Raw genomic sequence first — 23,543 nt, forward strand, 5'->3', positions numbered from 1 at the left:
TGCTTTCTTTCTTTTTTATCTTGCAAATCCTAGTGCACGCATTTCTCTAATAACATTTACTTTAATTTCACCTGGATATTGTACTTTATCTTCAATTTCCTCAGCAATTTCTTTAGCAAGTAAAACAGCTTCATCATCATTTATTAGTTTAGCATTTGCTATAACTCTTATTTCACGTCCAGCATTAATTGCATATGCTTGTTTAATACCTGTTTTTGATTTAGCAATATCTTCTATATCTTGAACACGCTTTAAAAAACTCTCAAGAACTTCTCTTCTAGCTCCTGGGCGTGCAGCTGAAAGTGTATCTGCAGCACAAACAGCAGCAGCTTCAACACTTATCGCTTCTTCATGTCCATGATGAGCATAAATTGCATTAATAACTACTTCATGTTCTTTATATCTTTTACATATATCAGCACCTAAATCAACATGACTTCCTGCAAATTCATGAGTAAGAGCCTTACCTATATCATGTAAAATACCTGCACGTCTCGCTAAAATTTCATCACCACCACATTCTGCAGCAATAATTCCAGCTAAATGAGCTACTTCTAAAGAATGACCTAAAGCATTTTGACCATAACTTGCTCTAAATTTCAATCTTCCTATAAGTTTAACAATTTCAGGATGAACTTTTGTTAGTCCTAAATCTATAAGAATATTTTCACCTTCTTCTAATAAACTTTGATCAAATTCATCTTTTACTTTTTCATATATTCCTTCAATACGAGCAGGTTGAATTCTTCCATCTTCTACTAAAAGTTCAATAACTTTTGTAGCAATTGCTCGACGATAAAGATTGAAACTACTTAAAATAATTGCATTTGGAGTATCGTCAATGATAATATCTACTCCAAGTAACATTTCAAGAGTTTTGATATTTCTACCCTCTTTACCAATAATACGACCTTTTAATTCATCATCTTTAATATTTACAACATTTATCAATCTCTCTGCAGCAAAATCACCTGCAAATCTCGAAGTTGCTTGAGCTAAAATATAATTAACCCTTCTTTTAATATCTTGTTTTGCTTCTTCTTCACTTCTTCTAACCATATGCGCTATATCAGCACGTGATTTTTCTTCTACTTTTTTCAGTACAATCTCTTTTGCTTCACTCTCTGTAAGTCCAGCTGAACGCTCTAGTACAAGTAATGCTTCTTCAACTTTAACTGAATACTCATTTTTTAAATTTGTGCCTTCATCATAAAGATCTTGTGCTTCTTTTTTTAAACTTGTTATTTCATTTTTATCTTTATTTAATTTCTTAAATTCTTCTTTAAAATTTTTATCTTTTTTATCTAATTCGATCATCTTTTCAGAATGGTCTTTTTTACATGACATAATTTTGTCTTCATACTTTCTCTTAGCTTCAAATTCTGCTTCACGAACTTTTACTTCTGAATTTTTAAGAACCAACTCTGCTTCATACTCAATTGCTTTTGCTTTTGCCTTTGCTTGTGCTACGTAAACTTCATAATTTGCTGCATTCAATTTTTTTGAAATAAAAAAACCTACAGCACCGCTAATTACGGCAGCTGCTACTACACTTATACCTATCATATTGTCCTCTTTTTATTATTGTTTTATAAGGGGTAATATAAATATCTGCTCGTATATCATGGTTTTCGGATAATTTTTCAGCGCTTAAACATTCTACTAATTGTACAAAAACAATTGTAGGAGAATATTGTAGGGATTCAAAAAATCTATCATACATCCCTTTTCCAAAACCTATACGTTTAAATGTACCATCCACCCCAAGGACTGGTACTATTGCCATATCTATTTTAGGAACTTTCATAAAAGAATTTTTTGGTTCTTTTATATTGAAATTTTTCTTAAATAAAGGCAGTCTAAATTTTACCATCTTAAAACTGACACCTTCCATAAATGGGACATATATATTCACTTTAGCCCTGATTTTCCTTATAAGTTGCATAGTATCTGCCTCATTTTCTAAAGGAACATAAAGTAAAATATTTTTACACTTATTTTTACTAATCAAATATTTTAATTTCTCAAGTACATACTTATTTCTTTTTATTTTTGATTTTTTTACATATTTTATTAGTTTTTTCTTTGCTTCTTCTCGAAACAACTCTTTTCTAGTCATTTTTATTGTATTCATCATCCCTACTTAAAGTCATTTTTGATATAATCGCATCTTAATTGTAACACAGATTGAAGGAATTTAATGAAAACTTTATTTACCATTATTTTATCACTATTCATTTTTACAGGTTGTAATAATGAAACAGATAAAAAAGAAAATACAACATCTACGAGTAAAATAGCAAATAAAAATAAACAAGATATAACCCTCGTAGATATAAATGGAAAAACAATAAAAGTAAAAAAAACTGATAATGGTTTTATATTTGATGGTTATGAAAATAAAATTATTTTATTAAACTTTTTTACTACTTGGTGTCCTCCTTGCAAAGCAGAAATCCCACATTTAAATAATTTGCAACAAAAATATAAAAAAGAGCTAAGCATCATTAGTATCTTACTTGAAGAAAATAAATCTAATGATGAAATAATAAAATTTATGAATAGTTTTAATATAGAATTTACTATTACAAATTCACCTGATAATTATAAATTAGCAGAAGCCGTAGGTGGTGTAAAAAGTATACCTCTTATACTGATATATGATAAGAAAGGTGACTATTTTCAACACTATATTGGAGCTATTCCTGAAGAAATGATCGAAGCAGATATTAAGAAGGTGCTAAAATAATGTTTAGTTTTATCAAAAAAGGTTTAACTAAAACCGTTGGTGCTATAAAAGAAGTTTTACCGGAAAAAGTAACAAAAATTGATAAAGATACTTTAGAAGATATCCTTTTAGAATCTGATGTTCCTTATGAAATAGTTGAAGAGATGATATATTATCTCCCCCCTCAAGATAAAGTAAAAAAAGAAGATGTTAAACGTGTCATGAAGGCATATTTTATTTACAAAACTGAAGAAAAAAATATAGATACTCCTTTTGTTGAATTAGTTATTGGAGTAAATGGTGCAGGAAAAACGACAACTATAGCAAAACTTGCAAATAATTATAAAAAAGATGGCAAAAAAGTTATATTAGGAGCAAGTGATACCTTTAGAGCAGCAGCAATTGAGCAACTTAAACGTTGGGCAGATAAACTTGATGTACCTATTGTCTATACACAACAAAATCATGATCCATCAGCTGTTGCATATGATACTATAAGTTCAGCAGTTGCTAAAAAATTTGACAATGTTATTATCGATACAGCAGGACGTTTACATAACCAAACAAACTTGTCAAATGAACTCAAAAAAATTGTAAGAATTTGTGATAAAGCAAAAGATGGTGCACCACATAGAAAAATACTCGTACTAGATGGTACCCAAGGAAACTCTGCTATAAACCAAGCAAAAGCATTTAATAAAATTGTTGGAGTAGATGCTATTATTATCACTAAACTAGATGGTACTGCAAAAGGTGGTGCTTTATTTGGAGTAGCTCGAGAATTAAAACTTCCAATTATTTATGTTGGTGTTGGTGAGTCAAAAGATGATTTAATACCATTTGACCCTGATGAATTTATAGAAATCATACTTGATTCGATATTTGTGAGTGAATAATGGCTAAAAAGAAAACTCTTTTTGAATGTCAAGCTTGTGGATACCAAAGTTCAAAATGGCTTGGAAAATGTCCTAGTTGTGGAGCTTGGGAAGAATTCCTAGAGCTAAACAGCAAACAAATTGAAGTATTAAATGAAATCAAACAAGTTTCAACTGTAGGAACCTCCAGTCAAGCAATCTCCATAACGAAAGTAGAACAAGATAAAATATCTCGATTTAGTTCGGGTGATAGTGAACTTGATTTAGTTATGGGAGGTGGTATAGTAAGTGGTAGTTTAACACTTATTGGTGGTAGTCCAGGAGTTGGAAAATCAACACTTCTTTTAAAGATAGCTGGAAACTTAGCAAAAGCAAATCAAAAAGTACTCTATGTAAGTGGTGAAGAATCATCAGGTCAGATAAAACTAAGAAGTGATAGACTTGGAAGTAACTATGAAAACTTATATTTAATGAGTGAAATTAGACTCGATGCAGTTTTGAGTGAACTTTCATGTGGTGGTTATAAAGCCCTTGTAATTGATTCTATTCAAACTATGTATAGCGAAAAACTTACAGCTGCTCCAGGTAGTGTTTCACAAGTAAGAGAGATTACTTTTGAACTTATGAGATGGGGAAAAGAGCATGATATCGCTATTTTTATCATAGGTCATATTACAAAAGAAGGCTCAATTGCAGGACCTAGAGTTTTAGAGCATATGGTAGATACAGTTCTTTATTTTGAAGGTGACTCTTCACGTGAACTTAGGCTTTTAAGAGGTTTTAAAAATCGTTTTGGTTCTACAAGTGAAGTAGGAATTTTTGAAATGACAAGTGCAGGACTAATGAGTGCAAAAGATATATCCAAAAAGTTTTTTACAAGAGGAAATGCACAAGCAGGTTCAGCTATAACAGTTATTATGGAAGGTAGTCGGCCTATAGTCATAGAAGTTCAAGCTCTTGTGAGCGATAATAGTTATTCAAACCCTAAGAGAAGTGCAACTGGTTATGAACTTAACCGACTTACAATGCTTTTAGCATTATTAGAAAGAAAACTTGACTTGCCTTTTAATCAATATGATGTATTTATAAATATTACTGGTGGTATAAAAATTACTGAAACTTCTGCTGATTTAGCAATAATAGCTGCTATTATAAGTAGTTTTAGAAATAGACCTATTAGTAAAGATACTGTATTCATGGGTGAAGTGAGTCTTATAGGGGATATTAGAGATATTTTTAGTTTAGATCAAAGATTAAATGAAGCAAAATCGCAACATTTTGAAAAAGCGATAGTTCCTTCAATACCAACAGAAAAAATTGATGGAATAAAGTGTTTTGAAATAGACGAAGTCTCAAAACTGATAGAATGGATGTAATCAAGCACATATTTATACATATTTATGTAAACTTTTATTATAATTAAACGATATATTAATTAGATAAAATTAATTAACCAAAGGAATGGGCATGGCAGAAGAGATTGAAGAAGAGGTAATAGAAAAAAAATCAGGTGGGAACATGGTTCTTATTTTGATAGTCGTTTTGCTTGTAGTTCTTTTAGTTGGTGGTGGATTAGCTGCTTTCTTTTTATTAGGTAGTGATAATGAAGGTACATCATCAGGACAAATGCAACAAAACTCACAATCTACTCCTGCAAAGAGAAAAAGTTCTGGACGTTCCAGCAATTATCTTACAATTGGACCTATGTATCCAATGAGCCAGTTTGTTGTGAACTTACTAAGTGAAAGTGGAAGTAAGTATCTCAAAGTTGCATTAGATATTGAACTAGATTCAGAAGAATTAGCACCTGAAATGGATAAAAAGAAAGCTCTTTTAAGAGATATTATCATTCGTGCTTTATCTTCTAAAACTTTTGAGGAAGTAAGTACAATGAAAGGAAAAGACCGTCTCAAAGATGAAATTGTAAATAAAATTAATGACGTTTTAACAGATGGACAAATAAAAAATATCTTTTTTACGGATTTTATTGTTCAATAATGATAGGTATTGATATAGTAAAAATTGATAGAATAAAAAAATTTCAAGAGCGTTTTGGTAACAAAGCGCTCAAAAAATTTCTCGATTCTGATGAGATAGAGCTTGCTCGTTCTACTAACTCACAAGCAGGTTTTTGGGCAGCAAAAGAAGCAGTGTCTAAAGCTCTTGGCTTAGGTATTAGTGAAAAATGTGGTTTTTTTGATATAAAAATACATAAAGATGAAAAAAAAGCTCCCTACTTTACACTTTCAAAACATCTCATAGAAGATTTTCAAATAACAGATACCGCGTTAAGTATTACTCATGATGGGGGATATGCAATAGCAGTTGCCAATATAAATTCCAAACTTAAAAGAAAAAATCCTCTTATGCATACTATTTAAACATTATAAGAGATTATAAAGTTTATAAGTTATACAATAAAATTTCATATTATCTGAAAAATTTTAAATAAACACACTTGCATTTACACCCAATTTAGCTTACTGTATTACAAGAGTACTTCATTTAAAAAACACTCGTATTTAAATTTATTTAAGATTACACTTAAAACATAAAGAGGAAAAATTGAAAATTATTAATAGTAATATAGTTAAAAGGGTTCTTGTTTTTACGTTAGGATTATTTGTTATGGCACTAGGAGTCTCTTTATCTGTAAAAGCAAATCTTGGAGTTTCTCCTGTTTCATGTGTTCCTTATGTATTTAGTTTAACAATGCCACTTAGTTTAGGCGAACTAACAATAATTTTAAATATCTTTTTTATTCTTATGCAAATGATTATATTACGTAAAAATTATAATTTAGCACAACTAGTGCAACTTCCTTCAGTAATTATTTTTGGCTATTGTATTGATTTTACGATGAATATACTCTCAAATTTAAATCCAACATCATATATACAACAAGCCTTTTGGTGCATATTAGCATGTGGTGTTTTAGCTTTTGGTATTTTTCTTCTTTTAAAAACTCATCTTACCTATCTTCCTCTTGATGGTTTAGCTATTGCAATTTCTCAAACTTATAAAAAAGAATTTGGTAAAGTTAAAATTAGTTTAGATAGTTCAATGGTTATTATTGGAACATTAAGCTCTTTTGTTTTATTAAGTCATTTAGAAGGTATACGAGAAGGAAGTGCACTTGCCGCTGTATTAGTTGGTGCTTGTATCAAATTTTTTAGTAATAAATTACCGATGATAGAAAAATGGCTAAAACAAGAAAGTAGTACAAAATCTGTTGACAAAAAAATACACAATACAAAAAATGATTCATTAATCATTACAATTTCAAGAGAATATGGAAGTGGCGGTCATGAAATTGGAAAATTTATTGCAAAAGAGCTTGGAATATCTTTTTATGATAAAGAGCTTATTGAACTTACTGCAAAACAAACAGGATACACCACTAAATATATTCAAGAAAATGAACAAAGTTTAGCTAATTCACTATTATATGAACTATATGAGCAAAATTATGCTTACGTAGACGATCAATTACCTCCAATCGATGCTTTATTTCTTGTTCAAAGTAAAATTATTAGAGATATTTGTGCTAAAGAGTCTTGTATAATTGTAGGACGTTGTGCAAATTTTATCTTAAAAGATAATCCAAATTGTTTTAATGTATTTATTCATGCAAATAATGAATATCGTAAAGAAAAAATAAATAAAGAATATGGAATGAAACTAACGTATTTGGATAAAGATTTAGAACACATAGACAAAAAAAGAGCTAATTACTGTTACCACTATACTGGAACAGATTGGAAAGATGCTACCAATTATCATTTCACAATAGAAAGCTCACTCTATGGATCACAACAATCTGCTGAAAAAATCATACAACTTGTAAAAAATTTAGTTAATAATAGATAAAGACTGCCTATATTTTATGTATTTGATTTTAAAATCTGAACTAACTCATCAAAGCAATTTTCAAAAGCATCAACAATTTGTGGATCAAAAAAGTTGCCTCTTCCTTCTAAAATAATTTCTTTTGATGTTTTTGCATCGTATGATTCTTTATAGCATCGTTTTGACATAAGAGCATCAAAGACATCAACAATAGAAACTATTCTTACAAATAAAGGTATTTCTTCTCCTTTTAAACCTTTAGGATACCCTGTACCATCCCATTTTTCATGATGATATAATGAAATATCTCTACCAACTTTCATGATTTCTGATGTAGGATTTTTGAGTATTTTAGCACCAATAATAGGATGAGTTTGTATTATTGACATTTCTTTATCGTCTAACTTTCCTGGTTTTAATAAAATTTTATCTGGAATACCAAGTTTTCCTATATCATGCATTGCACTAGCATGCTTAAGTATATGAATTTGCTCTTTTGGTAAATCAAGTTTTTTCCCCATTGTTTCACAATATAACCCTATTCTATTAATATGATCCGCTGTATCACTATCTTTATACTCTGCGGCAATTGCCAACCTATAAAGGGTATCTAAATAAGACTCCCTTAAATTAATTTTCATATTTTTAAACGATGTAATTAACTCATCTATTTCAGTGATACTACTTAGATTAATATTTGATTCATCTAAATGTAATAATTCTAATTTACTTGTCATATCTCTTAATTTTAAGATTGGCCTTGAAATTTTTTTAGAAATTCGTATACTTATATATAGAGATATACAACCAATAATTAAAATAAAAAGGATATTTAATTTATTATTGTGTTTTAATAACCCTAAAAAATCATCTTCTAAAACATACATTCCTACTATCCATTTTAATTCCCCAATATTAAAAGGTAAAAACATAGCTTGATAATTATTATTTTTTTGTTCAAAAGTTAGAAAATATTCTTTTTGGATAGATTGTATATCTGTTTTTTTATTAAGTTCAGTATATGCTTTTTTAATAATACTAGTTTCACTTAAATCATTAATTGTTTTTAATTTATTTTGCTCAAAATTTTTATCTACTGGCATAGAAAGTATTTTTAATGATTTATTAATCATAAAAACTTTACCATTTTCTCCCACTTTAAGATTATTAATAAAATTTGCTAATTCATCTATCTCTATATCTATCCCAACAACACCTTTTACCTTACCAAGATTGTCATAAATTGCTGTAGATATAGTAATCCCTGGTTTTTTTGATGTAAAAAATATATATGGTTCTGTCCATGATAAGTTCTTAGTTTTTATAGCACTTTTATACCAAGGTCTAATCCTAGGATTATATTTATCATTTTTAAGATATTTTTTTTCAATTATTTTCATAAGCTTATCTTTTTGAGTAACACTTACTACTTTTTTATCATTTGAATTATATTTAATACTTTTTTTAAGAAAACCTATTTTATTCTTTAAAAGCATTATAAAGTCACCCTTAGATGTCGCATAATAAATACCAGAAAAGTATTGGTGTATAATCATTTGTTCATAAAAATATTTCATTAATTCTTCTTGATTATTGCTATTAAGAATATTTTTATTTTGTAAATTTTTTGTTAAAAGAGTAACATCAGTTGCTACATTCATATAAGTTTTAGATTTATCAATGGCAAATTCTGAAATATTTTTCATAATTTGATATGACTGTTTAGACATAGAAAGTTTTGTTGAATAATATGTAGTAAATAGTATCATACTAATAGACACAAAGATAACAAAGAAAAACGAAACGGTCAAAATGGTTCTAAGAGAGGTTCTCATCGTTCCTCCTAAAATATTATTTATGTTCAATTATTATAGCTTAAAAAAAATTAAAATTACTATATATTATTTTATATGTTAAAAATAATATATAGTAAAGTAAAATTGCAAAATTATTTAAACAATAAAGTATTTATAACTCAACCACCACCAACAAATTGTAAAAATTCAACTTTATCATTTTCGCTTAATTCAAAATTATGCCAATTTTCTTTTTTTACAACATTCATATTAACAGCGGCTGCCATTACTTTATCATTTATATCTAATTCATTTAATAACGCTTGTACTGTTTTTACTTCTGTATTTTTTTCTTCACCATTAACTATCAGTTTCATTTCTATCCTTTCTAAAACATACCATTTTAAATCTCTCACCCATAAAAGATGGATCGATAAGTGTTTTTACTCTGTTTAATTCTGCTTGATAACTCTCTTGTGTCGAATTCTTTTTCATAGTTTCTAACAAATCTATTAAGCCAAATTCTATAAGAGCTTTCATCTGAGAAGAGTACGAATGTAAAATTGCTCCACTTTCTTTAAATGCTCCTATAAGATGTTCAAAATTAACATCATATGTTATATCACTTTTGGCATACAAACTACTAAGTTTAACATCTTCTTTTAACTCTTTATCTTCTACTAAATTAGTTAAAGCAAAAAATGGATAAACTTTGTGTTTATTATATATTCTCAAAGAAAAATCATCTCTAGCTTGTTTATCACCATAATCAAATGTTACAAATTCAAATTTTTTTATATGATTACACATATCTATCGCAAATTTTTCATACCCAATACCTACTTCACCTTTAGATATATTATATCTTTGAGTAAGTCTTTTAACATCAAGATCAATTGTTTTAAATTCTGGCTCATGCCCATTCATGTATAACATTTTATCATCATATACAACTTCACAAGAAAAAGCATCAAAAATTTCATTTGCTATGATAAAAGCCTCTTTACATGTAAGCTCATCTAAACTCTTTACATGTAAAAGCTTTACACTATCTCCAAAAGAATTTTGAAAATACTCTAATTGACCTTTTTGATTCTGCTCAAATGGTTCTACTATCATAAATGTAAGAGTTTTTAAAAGTTCTGGCTTCAAGGTGTAGATAAACTGAATCACATCAGCTAAAAGATACCCTTTATGAGCCCCTATTTCTATAATCGTACTCGTTGGACTTAAATATCCTTCTTTTAAAGAGTTCATAAACTTATTGGCTATACTTCCACCAAAAAACATACTAGAACTCACTGCAGTATAAAAATCTCCACTTTTTCCTATATCTTTATGTGTTGCATAGTAACCATCTTCAGAATACAACCACTCCGTCATATACTCACTAAATTTCACCGCTCATCTTTGCATAAAGATCTAGTAAAGCTTGTTGTATTTCTATTTCGTAAATCTTTTTATCTAAAATTGTATTTTGTTTTGAATTATCAAGAGTATCAACATCATATATTGTTGTCTCACCTGCTTCAAAAAGCTCTTTTGTAGAAGTTAATAAAGAGTCATAAAGTTTTGCATCATTTTTCGCAATTACTATTTTTTTCTTTATCAATTCTATCTTTTTTATAGAATCTTGATATAAATTACCCTCTTCTTTTTCAACATCTTTTAACTCAAGTTTTGATTTAAGATAATTTAACTCTTTAAGTTCTATAGTACGGCCTCTATTAATATCAAACAAAGGCATTGAAACCTTTATGCCTACTTGATTATATCTATCGTTGTCATTAATATTATCACCCATGTCATAATAACCACCAAAAATAGATACAGTTGGAAGATAATTTGCTATTGTCATCTTCTTTAAATATTCAGCTTGTTTACTTGCTGCTCTTTGAGTATTTAAAGCTAAAGATTTTTCTATATACTTTTTCTTATCTACCATACTAAAAGTTGGTGGTGTAATGTCAAGATAACTAGTATCACTTAAAGACTTATAGTTCATTAGTTGAGAGTACCTTTGTTCTTCTAAGTCAATAAGTGTTTTTTCAAGTGAACTCTTTGTTAAAATAGCATTATCTAAAAAGCTACTATCTAAAAAACCACTTTCATACTGCTCTTTTTTTCTTACGACATCTATTTTTGCATTTGCTATTAAGTACTCTTGTTTTTTTAATTGTAAATCATACTTCTTTATCATAAGCCAAGAAGATATAATACTTTTAATAAGATTTTGCTCATTTAATTTTGTACTAAGCCTTGAAAATTCCCTATTTGCACCTGAATACTGAACAGCATAATAAATCCCACCACTCTTAAAAACTGGCTGATCAATACTTATAGAAAAACCATCAGTTTCATCTGCCACGATACCTCGCTTACCATCCATCTTTGTTTTATTGTACGAACCTACAATTTGATTCACCCAATCATACTTTAGATTGTCACTCTCTAACTCTACTGTTTGTTTATCAATATCTAATTTTTTTTGCTTTAAAGCTGAAAGAAGTGAACTATTATCAGCTGCACTCAAAAAACTCACTAAAAGAGATAAACTAACTAAGTACTTTAAACGCATTATCTAACCTTTTAAAACCTTCATCAATTTCTTCTTTTGATATTGTAAGTGGTGGTAATAATCTTAGTGTATTTCTTCCTGCTTTGAGTATCAAAACTCCTTGATCAAATGCTCTGTTTATCAAAGTTGACAAATCGACATTTTCAAAACATCTAAGGCCTCTCATAAGACCAAGTCCCACAACTTTTTCAAACAGAGCTGGATATGCTTTTGCTATCTCTTGTAATTTTGATTCAAAATAGATAAAAGACTCATCTAGCTCTCCACTATTTTTGTAACCTTCTAATATATCCAAGACTTCACAACCTGCTCTTGTTGATAAAAAGTTACCTCCAAAAGTACTCCCATGGTCACCTACTTCAAAAATATCTTTATGAATTGTTAAAACAGCCCCTATTGGAACTCCTCCACCAAGTCCTTTTGCAAGAGTGATAATATCTGGCTCTATACCATAAAGATTTGTTGCTAAGAATTCCCCACTTCTAAAAACACCAGTTTGTACTTCATCAACTATTAAAAGTATCTCTTTTGATTTTAAAAAAGCTGCAAGTTTTTGCACTTCTTCTTTTTCAAAAGGCTCAACTCCTCCTTCACCTTGTACCAACTCTATCATTACCGCAACTGTTTCATCATCTATAGAATTATATATATCATTTATATCTTTATTATAAGAAAAACCATCTGGATAAGGAGAAAAATCAGATTTATGAAAACTATCTTGTCCTGTCGCCTTGACAGTTGTAATTGTTCTTCCATGAAAAGAATGCTCTAATGTAATTACTTTATAACGCTTATTTTTAAACTTTTTCTCACCATACATTCTTGCTAATTTAATGGCTCCTTCATTTGCTTCTGCTCCAGAATTTGCAAAAAATGTGCCTACATCAAAACCACTAAGCTCTGCTATTTTTTTAGCTAGTTTTGCTTGTGGTTCTATTAAAAAAAGATTTGAAGTGTGTATAAGATTATGAACTTGGTCGCTTAGAGCATCTGCTAATCTTGCATTTCCATGCCCAACACTTGAAACCCCAATCCCACTTGTAAAATCAATATAATCTTTTCCTTTATCATCAAAAAGAGTGGCATTTTTACCTTGTTTAAAATTTACATAATTTCTAGGGTATGTATTTAATACATACTCTTTATCCATATTTTCATACATATAATAACCTTTTTATTTATTTTAAAATTATATCTAATATTTGTTAACCAAGTTTTGGAAGATGCCATCTTTTATGATAAGCAATTAAACGTAAACTCAACCCTAAACAAAAAACTGCTAAAAGAGTTATATAATGAACTTCATCAAAACAATCTAACATAAAAACAAAAATACCAACTATAATAGCCACACTACCATAAAGTTCGCTGGTTAATACAACTGGAACTCTATTTAATAGAGTATCACGCATAATACCTCCACCAACTGCTGTTGCTAAAGCTAAAAGTACTACACCAAAAATATTAAAATCTACCATGAGTCCAACAAGAGCACCAGTAATTGAAAATGAAACTAGACCAATAGAGTCACTTATAACAAAATACATTTTATTCTCTATTTCACTTTTTTTATAAAGTTTAAAAAGTATTGCAAATAAAATAACACATATAACTAATGACATGGGAAGAAGATGAGAAAAAGCAAAAGGAACTCTATCTGCTACTGTATCTCTAAGTATTCCGCCACCAAGTGCTGTTAAAAAAGAGGCAATAAAAATACCCAATAAATCTAATCTATCTTTTGTTGCTACCATAAAACCACTAAGAGCAAAAGCAATAGTACCTACAACATCTGCTATTTCAAGTCCAATCATAATTGTCCATAATAATTAATTTTTACTATTTTACACAATTATATGTTATAAACGGCATAAGAAAAAGTCTTATTCATAATAATATAACGATGAACTTTACAAATCTTTTGATGGTTTTGAAAAATAATATCCTTGCATATAGTGAACATCTAAATCTTTTAAAATTCTAACTATTTCTTCATTTTCAACAAACTCTGCTATAACTTCTGAATTCATCTGCTTAGCAAATAAAACTATAGTTTTTACAATGTTAAGTGAATTTGAATCATGAGTTATATTTTGTATTAAAGAACCATCAATTTTCAAATATTTAGGACACATTTTAAGTAAAAATGAAAAATTAGAATATCCACTACCAAAATCATCAAGAGCAAAACTAACACCCAATTTTCTCATAGAATCTACAAATGGGATGAATTTTTCACTATTAATCATATTTTCTGTTTCTAATATTTCTAAAATTAACTTATTGTGTATATTGTACTCTACTATTTTTTCTTTTAAAAACTTTATTGTTTCTTCATTTTCAACATCAAGCATTGAAATATTGATAGAAAATTCAACTTCTTCATTTTGAAATTTTTTAAATGTTTTTTCTATCATAATTTTTGTCAAACATGGGTACTGTTTTGTCTCTTTTGAAACATCCAAAAACATAAAAGGCGTTATTATCTCATCTTCAATTATAATTCTTATTAAAGATTCATATTTTTTTTCTTGAGGGTTATTGACATTAATTATTTTTTGAAAATATGGTTCTATTAAATCATTGTCAATAGCAAATTGTATTTTTTCTCTCCAATAAATATTGTATTTATGTTTATTCATATGAACATTATTTTCATCATATACAGCACACGACAATTTGTTCTCTTTAGCATAAGTTAAAGCAACATTTATTCTACTAAGTATATGTTGTTTGTCTTTTGCTATAGCACATGTCAAACTTACACTTAGTTTATTTTGTTTGGAAGCATCATAAAAATCTTTTTTTCTAAATTCTTCATAAAAGCTATATCTTAGCACTTCTAAGTTTTCTTGCTCTATTTTTCTATCTATACTAATCAAAAATTCATCAGAACTTAATCTATATGCTTTAAGCTCATTCTTATTGGCAAAATCACTTAATACTTTTGATAATTCTATTAAAAGATAATCTCCTGTTTTTATGCCATAAAAATCATTAATATTTTTAAAACCATCTATATCAAAAATAATAACACTGACTTCTTCTAAGCTTTCCAAGTCCTTTAAAAATTGGTTTCTATTGCTTAATGATGTTAAAGCATCGGTATAATAATTTTTTTCTAACTCTATATTTTTATCTTCTAAAAATTTATTTACTTCTATAAGCTCTTCTTTTTTAATATCAACCGCTAGTTCTAACTCTTCATTTAATTGTTTAAGTTTTTCTCGTTTTATATGTATATTTTCAATCATTTCATTAGCATAATAGGCCAATTGCTTAAAATCATCACTTATAAAAGAGTTTATATCAATCTTCTTTTTTTCAAAAGCTGCTTGACTAAAAAATTTAATTAATTCTTCAAAAGCTTTGTTGATTTTCTTTGATAAAAATATACTTAATATTATTATAAAAATACAAACAATACCAAAAACTACAAATGCTTTTTTCACTCCATCTCTTTGTATTTCTTCTGTTTTTTCCTTATTAATTTTTACTAGCTTTTCTATATGCTCATAATGCACTCCAGTAGAAAGTACCCAATCCCAATCATTTAAACGTTTTATATAACTTAGTTTTTTTACAATTTTATGATTTTTTGTATTTTTATATTTAAAAGTAACAAAAACATTGTCATTCTTAGTTAATGCTTGTCTTACCTCTTCTACATAATGTTTTCCATCAACATCAACTTTAAAAGAGCTTAAATTTGTATTTTCTAAATCTTTTCTTATTGGATTTAAAAGTATTGTTGCATAATCTTTGCCACCAGTATGATTATTGACCTTAAATATATTAATATAACTATTTTCATTCACACCTGTAAAATTATTTACTTCATTGATTATTTTTTTCTTTATATCTTCCTCAACATCTTCAAGGTATTCCCCTGTACCTATAATAAAATTATATGGCTTAAATAGTTTTACATATGCAATCTTTTTAGATATATTATCTTCTTGCCCTGCATATTTCATAGTATAATAAGAACTGAACCCTTCTGTTTTTTCTTTCACAATATTAATAAATTCTTTTATGACATATTTTTTATTAGTATCTTGAAAATCTATTATATTCTCACCTTCAAAATCTGTACGAATAGGGTATAATTTAGAATTACCTTCTATATCATCTATAAAATAATAACCTCGTCCATTATTAAATCTTATATCTCGTAAAGACTCTATAATAAGTTCTTGGATTTCTTTTGGAGTTTTTATATCTTTATATTTTAGATACAAGTTATTTGCAATAGCATAGGCTTCTTCTACACGTAGTATAATTGATTGACGTAGTTTTTTCTCGGTTAATTTTTTTTGTGAAATGATATAGTTTTCAGCTATGTTAACTCTATTTTTTAACTCATCTTTATATTGTTTAACAACATTTTCTCTTATATCATTAACAGTTGCTTCTAAAAAAGATTTTTGCATATTATCATATATAACTGAAATTATCACAATAACAAGTGAAACACAAAACAGCATATATAAAAGATAATAATTAGCTAATGTTTTTTTCATAACCATCCACAATCATAATATAATGAATATTATATCTCCTTAAACTTTATCTTTATTAAAAAGCCCATCAAATAATACTTGCATTGAACCAAATCAATGCTTTTAAGAATTTAATGCATTATAATTTTAGCAAAGATTCAATAAGTGCCAATATAAAAAACTAAATGATGGTATAACTAAAACTCTTTACATGTAAATTTCTTAAAAGCATTATTAAATAAAAAAGTACCTATAATATCAAATTAAAAATAGGAGTTTTTATATGAATAAAATTGCATCTGAAGCATCAAATTATTTTTTTGATGGTTTTTTATGTTCTGAGTCTGTAGTAAAGGCTATAGCAGAAGAAAACAATATTTCTTCCTCAATGATTACAAAAATTGCAACTGCATTTGGAAGAGGACTTGCAAACTCTGAAAGTACTTGTGGTGCTTTAAGTGGTGGAATTTTAGCTTTATCAATGATACAAGGAAGAGACAACAATAATGATTCTTTTGAACTTTTGTATGAAAATATAGCTGAATTAAAAAAGTCTTTTGTGGATGAATTTAAAGAAGATACATGTACAAAACTTTTAGGCTTTTCTTTAAATGATGCTGATGCAAACGAAAAATTTACACAAAATGACTGTAAAAATTGCAAATGCTCAAAATACGTTGCATTTGTTACACAAAATGTCTCAAAAATGCTTAAAAATCAATAGTGAGTTTCTTTTACTCACTTTCTTTTTTATCAATTTAATTATTCTCATATAATCTTTTTTCTAATTTGTTTTTAAACATCATTGAAAAAACAATAAGTGCTAACAAAGATGCAACAGCAATATAAAAGCCATTTGAGCCTAGATCAAAAGACTGTGCTCCTATATTGGCATATACTACTACTCCTGGAATAATACCAATACATGTAGCTAGAATAAAATCTCTATATTTTATAGATGAAAAGCCTGCACTATAACTGATAATATCAAAAGGTACCAATGGAACTAATCTAAGAAAAAATATAATTAAAAATCCATTTTCTTTTGCATTTTTATCTAAATTTATCAACTTTTTATTTGAAAGTTTCTTTTTTATCCAAGCAGCATAAATCCTTGATATATAAAATGAGAGTGTTGCACCACAAAGTGCTCCAATCATAACATACAAACTTCCTTCATATAGACCAAAAATCAAACCACCTGCAATGGCTAAAAGTGCATCTGGAAACAGTGTTAAAGGAACTATAGTAAAGAGAATAATAAAAATAATAGGCGCATATATACCAAAACTTAAGACATATTCTTTTATCTCTACTGGACTTGTAAACATAAATATATCAAAATAGTAAAAAAAGCCTAACACTAAAAATAAAACTATAAAAAATAAAACTTTTTTTAACATAACTTCTCTATCATCTTTTTTGATTTATATCTGTTGTACCATTTTTTTACAACACTATTTTTCTTTTGAGAAAATCCTTCTATCACATTATCTGCAAAAATCAAATCAAGTATATGCACTCCATTTTTACCACCTCTACTCATAGACTCTGCACATGACTGACAATAACTCACAATCGTATCACAACTTGTTTGATTTGCCCTAGAATTCATTTGTTCAATTGCTAACTTAGGATTTGTAAGTTCAAGCATCCCTCCACTTCCACAACACTCTGTTTTCTCACGATTGTTTTTAAACTCTTCATAATTTAATCCAAGTTTATCCAAGAGTTTTCTAACGCTTACATGTAAAGAGTTTTCATGTCTTGTTGGACAAGGATCGTGCAAAGCAACATTTTTATGAGTACTATAAACACCAATTTTATTTTTTGGAATTCCTACATGTGCTAAAATGTCATATAAAGATACAACATTTATAGTAGGCGAGAACTCTTTTAAACTCACATAACAATTCTCACAAGCAGTAATTACAGTATCTATTTGCATTGTATTTATATCGGCTGAGAGTTTTGAGTAAAGTTGCGTAAACCTATTTATATCTCCAACTATTCGTGTAGGCTGTCCACAACACTGTTGCAATATATTTATCCCAGGCATTGTAAAATGTAAATGGCTATAGATATCATGAACTAATTTTGGAGAGTATGAAGATAAGGCGCATCCTGGCATAAATGCCATATTTTTATACTCTCCAATACTAAATTTTGTCTTAGCTGTAAACATCTTTGAAAAACTATGTTTTTGATGAAATAACACCGATTTATAACCAAAACTTTTTAGTATTTTATCACTCTTAGCATGTTCTATTTTTGCATCTTTAAATACTTCTTTAAAACTTATATCACTAGGACAAACACTATAACAGTAATTACAAGTAGCACAAGAAAAAGAGATATCTGAAGATGGTTTATTTTGTTTAAAATTTTGTAAAAGAGTTTTTGGTGAAGTGGTAAAATCGTGAAGCATCACGCAACCACTCATGCACTTTTTACAATCTATACAATCATCAAATTTATGCGTTTCGTTTAACATAAATCCTCTTTAAAAGATAAATAAATATAGAAAAAGCAAATAAAAACAGTAACCCATATACAAAATACTTAGCCCCTCCGCTTAACATCTCACCTGTATAAGAGTAAACTAATGTTGCAGGAAGTTGCCCTAAACCAGTGGCAATGAGAAAATCTTTTATTTTTATTTTCGTTAAACCAGCCCCATAACTTACTATATCAAAAGAGATAAAAGGCAATAACCTTGCTATAAGAATTGCATATTTACCATGTCTTTGGAAAAAAACATCTACGCTATCTAATGCGGCTTTTGAAGTCAACTTTTTGACAAACTCTCGTCCTAAAATCTTTGCAATATAAAAACACAAAACTGCCCCAACCATCGCTGAAAACCAAGAGAGTAAAGCACCATAAACCCATCCAAAAAGTGCTGCATTTGCAAATGTAATTAAAAATGCAGGAAGTGGAGCAATGACAGCTTGGAAAACCATAAGCAAAAAAGATATTATAGGGGCTAGTACGCCAAAAGATAAAATATACTCTTTAATTTTTTCTATATCTAAAGTGTTAAAAAGAGAAAATATATCAAAAAGTATATTTTTAATAGGAGGTAGAAAACATAGCCCAATTATTACTAAAAGGACTATGTATTTGTTTGCTTGTTTCATCTACTTAACTAAAACGTCACTTATTTTTTCTCTTGGCCAACCATATTGTCCATCAGTTAAAGTAAAAAGAGTGTCTTTTTTTAGTCCACTTTTTAAGAAAAAGTCATATGCTCTATTTGCACCGCCACCGCCTCTAGGACAAATAATTATAATCTTTTGACCAGATTTTATAGTTGGAATCAATGCTGTTAAACGAGCTCTTTCTTCATCTGTTTTTACTGGATATGCATAAGTTGATACTGCACCTTTTAAATGCTCTTCTTTAAAATCATCTTTTTCTTGAATATCTACTAATACAATACTTTCGCTATCATTTTTAATTAATTCAGCAGTTTTTTCTGCACTTATATAGTTATATTTAGCTTTTTGCTCTACTTTTCCACCACAACCTATAAAAACTAAAACTGCCACAAATGAAAGTAATAAACCCTTCATACCATACTCCTCTAAAATATAATTACTACATGTATATGAATTTTAAATATGCAATCAAAGGAGTACTCAATGTCTCTATTGATGTATGCTTAATCCTTAAGCCTATACATGAGTTGCGCAATTATAATGCTATTGTACTTAAAAACTTGTTAAAACGGTCAACATCTTTTTACCATTAAATATGTATAATATCTTACTAGTATAAGTTATTAATTTTAACAATAAAATCTAGTGGATCTATTTTTTTTGATTGTAAAATAATAGAAAAATGAAGGTGAGGACCAGTCACACGTCCAGTAGCTCCACTCAGTCCAAGTTTTTCATGTTTAGATACTTTTTGTCCCACTTTCACATCAATTTTACTCAAATGTGAGTAAGAGCTATAAATCCCTTCTCCATGATCAACGATAATTGCATTTCCAGAATAATACCGATTGCTTGCAACAACTACGACTCCATCATTAACAACTCTTATAACGCTTCCTGTTGGCGCTCTAAAATCAGTGCCTGAATGAAAACTTTTCAATGAGCCATTAAAAACTCTTGCATTTCCATAACTACTTGTTATTTTAGAACTCATTGGTTTTTCAAAAGGCTCTTTCCAATACCTCTTTGGAGTAAATGTAGCATATATTTTTTTAGATTCTAAATACTCTTTATAAATTCTATTTTCTTCTTCTTTAGGAGGTTTTACTTTTTTAGGATTGACTTTCAAAGTCTCTTTTGGATAGTTGCCATCCTTTACATGTAAAGATATTGTACTAGTGTTATTTTGATTTTTACGCAAAAGTTCTATTGTTTTTTCTTTTGTCTTATACGCTACTGGAACTAATACAAAATAACTATCTTTTTTAGTAGGATGTTTGAGTTTTACTAGCTCGACACCATCTTTAAATACCTTTTCATCTGCATTTTTTAATTTTAACAAAAAAGTCGTACCCTTGATAACATCATATGCAAAAATATTTGTAACAAAAACAAAAACTAATAATAATCTAAACATCTTTTTCCTTTTTAAATGCTCTAAAAACAAAGTATATTATAACAACTTGTAACAAAAGAAGACCTACATGTAAATCATAAACTTGTAACTTTTTATCACTTACATGTAGATACTCTAATAACTTATAAAAGACATAGGCAATCACCATACCAGCAAGATAACCTTTTTGTTTTGCTACATCAGTAAGAGAAAGCATATTTGTCTTCTTAAGAGCAATAGTCTCCATACGAACCAAATAATTTCCAAACATAAAAACAATTTGATAACCTATATAAATACTAAGTGCAATCATATAAGAGTAATTAAACACTAAAAAACCACTTACAAAAACTAAAACAACAAACTCAACAAATAACGTCACTAAATAAAATGTACGAATATTCATCATAACATCGTACCACTTAGCAACAAAAAGCATTCCAACAGCTAAAAAAATGCCCCCAAGAGAGTATATAGAAGGTTCAAGTGGAGTATATATAATAAATATACTCCCTACAGAAACTCCGAAAAATAGAGAATTTAAAAACTTGTACCATATATAATCTCTTAGGTTTATTTTCATATTAGAACTTTGCACTCATACCAATCATGAAATTTCTTTCATAATTAACTGGATAAACACCTAAGGTTGTTCCATCATCAGCAAAAAGAGCATTTTTTTTATCAAACAAATTATTTACTTTTGCAAAAAATTCATATTTTTTATATTTATATGTTGCAGAAAAATCTGTAGAATTATAAGCTTCCATTTTCCCGAAACTACCATCAATATCACTCATAGAATATGCCTTTGATTTATAAACATGAGATAATAACAAATTTATCCTATGCGTTGGATTATAACCTAATGCAAATTTAATATTATGCTTTGAAACTCCTGGTATATTATTCCCTTCTACTGCGGGGTTTATACTATTTTCTTTTATATTCGTATTTACATAAGAGTAATTTAGTGTTATAAACAAATTATATAAAATATTATATTTATCATAAATTTCTAAACCATATTTTCTTGTTTTATCAAAATTTGTATTTACACTTCCTGTATAATAAATTTCATCTTCAATATCAGAATAAAATGTTGCAATTTTAAATTTATTTGGATAGCCAATATAATTATACCCAGTGTTTAGAGTCTTTACTTTCACTGGCTCTATAAAACCATTGAACTCATAGTGAGAAGTAGCAAAATTATAGGTAAAAAATCTATCTATATCGGGTGATTGAAAAGATTTATTTATGCTTATAAAAAAAGATGAAAACTTATCTATAGTATAGTTATAACCAATATCAAAAGCATTTAATTTTATATCATCTTTTAAAATATTTATTCCATCATTATGTTCATATTTAATTTTTTCATAACGTGAACCTATGCTAAAACTATTTTGATTATTTATATTATATTTTAATGTTGCATAATACCCTAGGTTATTTTTAGTAACCAAATTCCCATAAGAATCTCTATTCCCTTCAAAAGAATCTAAACCAAGTACTATTTTGAAATCTTTATTTTTAAAATTTATTTTTGTATTATATGCTTTATTATCATAGTGACTTATATCTTTACTTGGAAAACTTCCTCCAACACTTTCGTACGTACTATCTTTATTTTCATCATAACCTTGAAAATCAAACAATATATTTTGGTTTAATTGATAATTTAATCCATAATTTAACATATTTGAATAGTATGATTGGATTTTATAATCTTGTTCTGTTCCCCACCATTCTACTTTTGGAATAGGAGTAAAATAAGGGTCTTGATTATATTGTGCTAATGTTAATGCATTGGGATATTTTATTTGCATTTTTGAAAAAGATTTTCCAAGATTTAAAGTTAAATTTTCTATAGGGGTAAACGTACCTTTTATCTCTTTATTTCTACTCCAACTATCATCTTTTGTACCCTCATTTGCTATAGTTTTATAACCATTATGAGAATAATCATCTATATATCCACTTATAGAAAACTTTTCTTTTTTAATGCCAAGTCCTATCGATGCAAATTGTAGACCATTACTACCTGTATATGCTTTTACAGCTGCACCTTCATAGCCTTTTGTAATTATATTTATTGCCCCTGCATTTGCTCCATCTCCATACTCTACAGAACCTGAGCCTTTTATGATTTCTATTTGTTCTATACTTTCAAGAGGAATAGAAGATAAAAGTTGTGAAGTCATATCGATATTGTTTAAGCGTCTTCCATTAACACTTACAACAACATTTTGATATCCGTCACCTATGCCATATCCTCTCATATCAATGCTTTGAGTAAAAATATTTCCATAACTTGGTATTGTAACAACTGAACTTTGCGTATTTAAAAATTCGTAGATATCTTTGGCACGAGATTTTTTTATTTGCTTTTTTGTATAAATTTCTGATGCAAAAGGTGCATCAACTTCTTTCACTTTAATCTTCTTTGAGATTACAACAACATCTAACTCTTCACTTGGGGGAGTTAACTCTTCGCTTTCACTAAACTCTTCTTGTGCTTCAGCACTTTTTTTAGTATCAACATAACTTTTAGTTTCATTTGCTAAAGTTATCGTTGCACTAAGAGCAAGAATAGCTGCTAGTGAAAAGTATTTCCCACGAAATCCTTTTGGACTCTTCATATAATTTTCTCCT

23 protein-coding genes are annotated in these 23,543 nt (G+C 28.2%); 7 read left to right on the forward strand and 16 right to left on the reverse strand.

Translation table 11 applies throughout. From position 1 onward, the window contains the following. Positions 1-15 precede the first annotated feature (15 nt). The gene (rny, locus tag K354_RS0109060; RefSeq protein WP_425426676.1) at positions 16-1,563 is read right to left on the reverse strand and encodes a ribonuclease Y; all 1,548 of its coding nucleotides are present in this window, start codon (positions 1,561-1,563) and stop codon (positions 16-18) included. Continuing rightward, a complete protein-coding gene (locus tag K354_RS0109065; RefSeq protein WP_245600598.1) occupies positions 1,529-2,134 on the reverse strand; it encodes a 5-formyltetrahydrofolate cyclo-ligase in 606 nt (201 codons plus the stop codon). Before K354_RS0109065 ends, rny begins: the two co-directional genes overlap by 35 nt. A 66-nt stretch (positions 2,135-2,200) precedes the next feature. Between K354_RS0109065 and K354_RS0109070 the strand changes: the two genes are divergently transcribed. From K354_RS0109070 to K354_RS0109095, 6 genes are all read left to right on the forward strand, one after another. Then, positions 2,201-2,749, forward strand: a complete 549-nt coding sequence (locus K354_RS0109070) for a TlpA family protein disulfide reductase (protein WP_024955186.1) — start codon at positions 2,201-2,203, stop codon at positions 2,747-2,749. Further along, positions 2,749-3,624: a signal recognition particle-docking protein FtsY gene (ftsY, locus tag K354_RS0109075; protein WP_024955187.1), complete on the forward strand. Its 876-nt coding sequence runs from the start codon at positions 2,749-2,751 to the stop codon at positions 3,622-3,624. Before K354_RS0109070 ends, ftsY begins: the two co-directional genes overlap by 1 nt. Beyond that, a complete protein-coding gene (radA, locus tag K354_RS0109080) occupies positions 3,624-4,979 on the forward strand; it encodes a DNA repair protein RadA (protein WP_024955188.1) in 1,356 nt (451 codons plus the stop codon). Before ftsY ends, radA begins: the two co-directional genes overlap by 1 nt. Before the next feature lie 91 nt (positions 4,980-5,070). Then, positions 5,071-5,601, forward strand: a complete 531-nt coding sequence (gene fliL / locus K354_RS0109085; RefSeq protein ID WP_024955189.1) for a flagellar basal body-associated protein FliL — start codon at positions 5,071-5,073, stop codon at positions 5,599-5,601. After that, positions 5,601-5,984, forward strand: coding sequence for a holo-ACP synthase (gene acpS / locus K354_RS0109090; protein ID WP_037940571.1), 384 nt, complete (start codon positions 5,601-5,603; stop codon positions 5,982-5,984). Before fliL ends, acpS begins: the two co-directional genes overlap by 1 nt. Before the next feature lie 184 nt (positions 5,985-6,168). Then, positions 6,169-7,473, forward strand: a complete 1,305-nt coding sequence (locus K354_RS0109095; RefSeq protein WP_217994603.1) for a cytidylate kinase family protein — start codon at positions 6,169-6,171, stop codon at positions 7,471-7,473. Positions 7,474-7,487: 14 nt separating this feature from the next. On the opposite strand, the gene K354_RS14715 is transcribed toward K354_RS0109095, so the two are convergent. The 7 genes from K354_RS14715 to K354_RS0109130 form a co-directional block, all read right to left on the reverse strand. After that, positions 7,488-9,287 (reverse strand): HD domain-containing phosphohydrolase, encoded by a 1,800-nt coding sequence (locus K354_RS14715; RefSeq protein ID WP_024955192.1) that lies wholly within the window; start codon positions 9,285-9,287, stop codon positions 7,488-7,490. Between the two features lie 140 nt (positions 9,288-9,427). Next, complete coding sequence (thiS, locus tag K354_RS0109105; protein WP_024955193.1) at positions 9,428-9,625, reverse strand: sulfur carrier protein ThiS; 198 nt, start codon at positions 9,623-9,625, stop codon at positions 9,428-9,430. Beyond that, on the reverse strand, positions 9,609-10,649 hold the full coding sequence (locus tag K354_RS0109110) for an SAM-dependent methyltransferase (RefSeq protein ID WP_024955194.1): 1,041 nt from the start codon (positions 10,647-10,649) through the stop codon (positions 9,609-9,611). Before K354_RS0109110 ends, thiS begins: the two co-directional genes overlap by 17 nt. Then, complete coding sequence (locus K354_RS0109115; RefSeq protein ID WP_024955195.1) at positions 10,639-11,826, reverse strand: TolC family protein; 1,188 nt, start codon at positions 11,824-11,826, stop codon at positions 10,639-10,641. The genes K354_RS0109110 and K354_RS0109115 overlap by 11 nt, the downstream gene beginning before the upstream one ends. Beyond that, positions 11,804-12,988, reverse strand: coding sequence for an aspartate aminotransferase family protein (locus K354_RS0109120; RefSeq protein ID WP_024955196.1), 1,185 nt, complete (start codon positions 12,986-12,988; stop codon positions 11,804-11,806). The genes K354_RS0109115 and K354_RS0109120 overlap by 23 nt, the downstream gene beginning before the upstream one ends. Before the next feature lie 43 nt (positions 12,989-13,031). Further along, positions 13,032-13,640 carry a trimeric intracellular cation channel family protein gene (locus K354_RS0109125; protein WP_024955197.1) on the reverse strand — a complete coding sequence of 203 codons (609 nt, stop codon included), beginning with the start codon at positions 13,638-13,640 and terminating at the stop codon, positions 13,032-13,034. Between the two features lie 96 nt (positions 13,641-13,736). After that, positions 13,737-16,349 carry a cache domain-containing protein gene (locus K354_RS0109130; RefSeq protein ID WP_169733429.1) on the reverse strand — a complete coding sequence of 871 codons (2,613 nt, stop codon included), beginning with the start codon at positions 16,347-16,349 and terminating at the stop codon, positions 13,737-13,739. Between the two features lie 262 nt (positions 16,350-16,611). Between K354_RS0109130 and K354_RS0109135 the strand changes: the two genes are divergently transcribed. Then, complete coding sequence (locus K354_RS0109135; protein ID WP_024955199.1) at positions 16,612-17,052, forward strand: C-GCAxxG-C-C family protein; 441 nt, start codon at positions 16,612-16,614, stop codon at positions 17,050-17,052. A 34-nt stretch (positions 17,053-17,086) separates the two neighbouring features. On the opposite strand, the gene K354_RS0109140 is transcribed toward K354_RS0109135, so the two are convergent. From K354_RS0109140 to K354_RS0109170, 7 genes are all read right to left on the reverse strand, one after another. Next, positions 17,087-17,731, reverse strand: a complete 645-nt coding sequence (locus K354_RS0109140; protein WP_024955200.1) for a TVP38/TMEM64 family protein — start codon at positions 17,729-17,731, stop codon at positions 17,087-17,089. Further along, complete coding sequence (locus K354_RS0109145) at positions 17,725-18,822, reverse strand: (Fe-S)-binding protein (RefSeq protein ID WP_024955201.1); 1,098 nt, start codon at positions 18,820-18,822, stop codon at positions 17,725-17,727. Before K354_RS0109145 ends, K354_RS0109140 begins: the two co-directional genes overlap by 7 nt. Further along, positions 18,803-19,468, reverse strand: coding sequence for a TVP38/TMEM64 family protein (locus K354_RS15015; RefSeq protein WP_024955202.1), 666 nt, complete (start codon positions 19,466-19,468; stop codon positions 18,803-18,805). The genes K354_RS0109145 and K354_RS15015 overlap by 20 nt, the downstream gene beginning before the upstream one ends. Beyond that, positions 19,469-19,903: a rhodanese-like domain-containing protein gene (locus tag K354_RS15020; RefSeq protein WP_024955203.1), complete on the reverse strand. Its 435-nt coding sequence runs from the start codon at positions 19,901-19,903 to the stop codon at positions 19,469-19,471. Between the two features lie 196 nt (positions 19,904-20,099). After that, positions 20,100-20,906, reverse strand: a complete 807-nt coding sequence (pgp3, locus tag K354_RS0109160; RefSeq protein ID WP_024955204.1) for a peptidoglycan metallopeptidase Pgp3 — start codon at positions 20,904-20,906, stop codon at positions 20,100-20,102. Beyond that, entirely contained in the window at positions 20,899-21,468 is a 570-nt protein-coding gene (locus K354_RS0109165; protein WP_024955205.1) for a hypothetical protein, read from the reverse strand. Before K354_RS0109165 ends, pgp3 begins: the two co-directional genes overlap by 8 nt. A gap of 1 nt (position 21,469) precedes the next feature. Continuing rightward, positions 21,470-23,530: a TonB-dependent receptor plug domain-containing protein gene (locus K354_RS0109170; RefSeq protein ID WP_024955206.1), complete on the reverse strand. Its 2,061-nt coding sequence runs from the start codon at positions 23,528-23,530 to the stop codon at positions 21,470-21,472. Positions 23,531-23,543: the final 13 nt, after the last annotated feature.

This window comes from Sulfurospirillum arcachonense DSM 9755 (genome assembly GCF_000597725.1).
Lineage (GTDB): Bacteria > Campylobacterota > Campylobacteria > Campylobacterales > Sulfurospirillaceae > Sulfurospirillum_A > Sulfurospirillum_A arcachonense.

Excerpts from the sequence above, each read along its gene's own strand:
- K354_RS0109070 (WP_024955186.1), top strand. The coding sequence starts at position 2,201 with ATGAAAACTTTATTTACCATTATTTTATCACTATTCATTTTTACAGGT.
- K354_RS15015 (WP_024955202.1), bottom strand. The coding sequence starts at position 19,468 with ATGAAACAAGCAAACAAATACATAGTCCTTTTAGTAATAATTGGGCTA.
- pgp3 (WP_024955204.1), bottom strand. The coding sequence starts at position 20,906 with ATGTTTAGATTATTATTAGTTTTTGTTTTTGTTACAAATATTTTTGCA.
- K354_RS15020 (WP_024955203.1), bottom strand. The coding sequence starts at position 19,903 with ATGAAGGGTTTATTACTTTCATTTGTGGCAGTTTTAGTTTTTATAGGT.
- K354_RS0109115 (WP_024955195.1), bottom strand. The coding sequence starts at position 11,826 with ATGCGTTTAAAGTACTTAGTTAGTTTATCTCTTTTAGTGAGTTTTTTG.
- K354_RS0109165 (WP_024955205.1), bottom strand. The coding sequence starts at position 21,468 with ATGAAAATAAACCTAAGAGATTATATATGGTACAAGTTTTTAAATTCT.
- K354_RS0109145 (WP_024955201.1), bottom strand. The coding sequence starts at position 18,822 with ATGTTAAACGAAACGCATAAATTTGATGATTGTATAGATTGTAAAAAG.
- K354_RS0109140 (WP_024955200.1), bottom strand. The coding sequence starts at position 17,731 with ATGTTAAAAAAAGTTTTATTTTTTATAGTTTTATTTTTAGTGTTAGGC.
- K354_RS14715 (WP_024955192.1), bottom strand. The coding sequence starts at position 9,287 with ATGAGAACCTCTCTTAGAACCATTTTGACCGTTTCGTTTTTCTTTGTT.
- fliL (WP_024955189.1), top strand. The coding sequence starts at position 5,071 with ATGGCAGAAGAGATTGAAGAAGAGGTAATAGAAAAAAAATCAGGTGGG.
- ftsY (WP_024955187.1), top strand. The coding sequence starts at position 2,749 with ATGTTTAGTTTTATCAAAAAAGGTTTAACTAAAACCGTTGGTGCTATA.
- K354_RS0109170 (WP_024955206.1), bottom strand. The coding sequence starts at position 23,530 with ATGAAGAGTCCAAAAGGATTTCGTGGGAAATACTTTTCACTAGCAGCT.
- K354_RS0109130 (WP_169733429.1), bottom strand. The coding sequence starts at position 16,349 with ATGAAAAAAACATTAGCTAATTATTATCTTTTATATATGCTGTTTTGT.
- K354_RS0109135 (WP_024955199.1), top strand. The coding sequence starts at position 16,612 with ATGAATAAAATTGCATCTGAAGCATCAAATTATTTTTTTGATGGTTTT.
- K354_RS0109125 (WP_024955197.1), bottom strand. The coding sequence starts at position 13,640 with ATGATTGGACTTGAAATAGCAGATGTTGTAGGTACTATTGCTTTTGCT.
- radA (WP_024955188.1), top strand. The coding sequence starts at position 3,624 with ATGGCTAAAAAGAAAACTCTTTTTGAATGTCAAGCTTGTGGATACCAA.
- K354_RS0109120 (WP_024955196.1), bottom strand. The coding sequence starts at position 12,988 with ATGTATGAAAATATGGATAAAGAGTATGTATTAAATACATACCCTAGA.
- K354_RS0109065 (WP_245600598.1), bottom strand. The coding sequence starts at position 2,134 with ATGAATACAATAAAAATGACTAGAAAAGAGTTGTTTCGAGAAGAAGCA.
- thiS (WP_024955193.1), bottom strand. The coding sequence starts at position 9,625 with ATGAAACTGATAGTTAATGGTGAAGAAAAAAATACAGAAGTAAAAACA.
- acpS (WP_037940571.1), top strand. The coding sequence starts at position 5,601 with ATGATAGGTATTGATATAGTAAAAATTGATAGAATAAAAAAATTTCAA.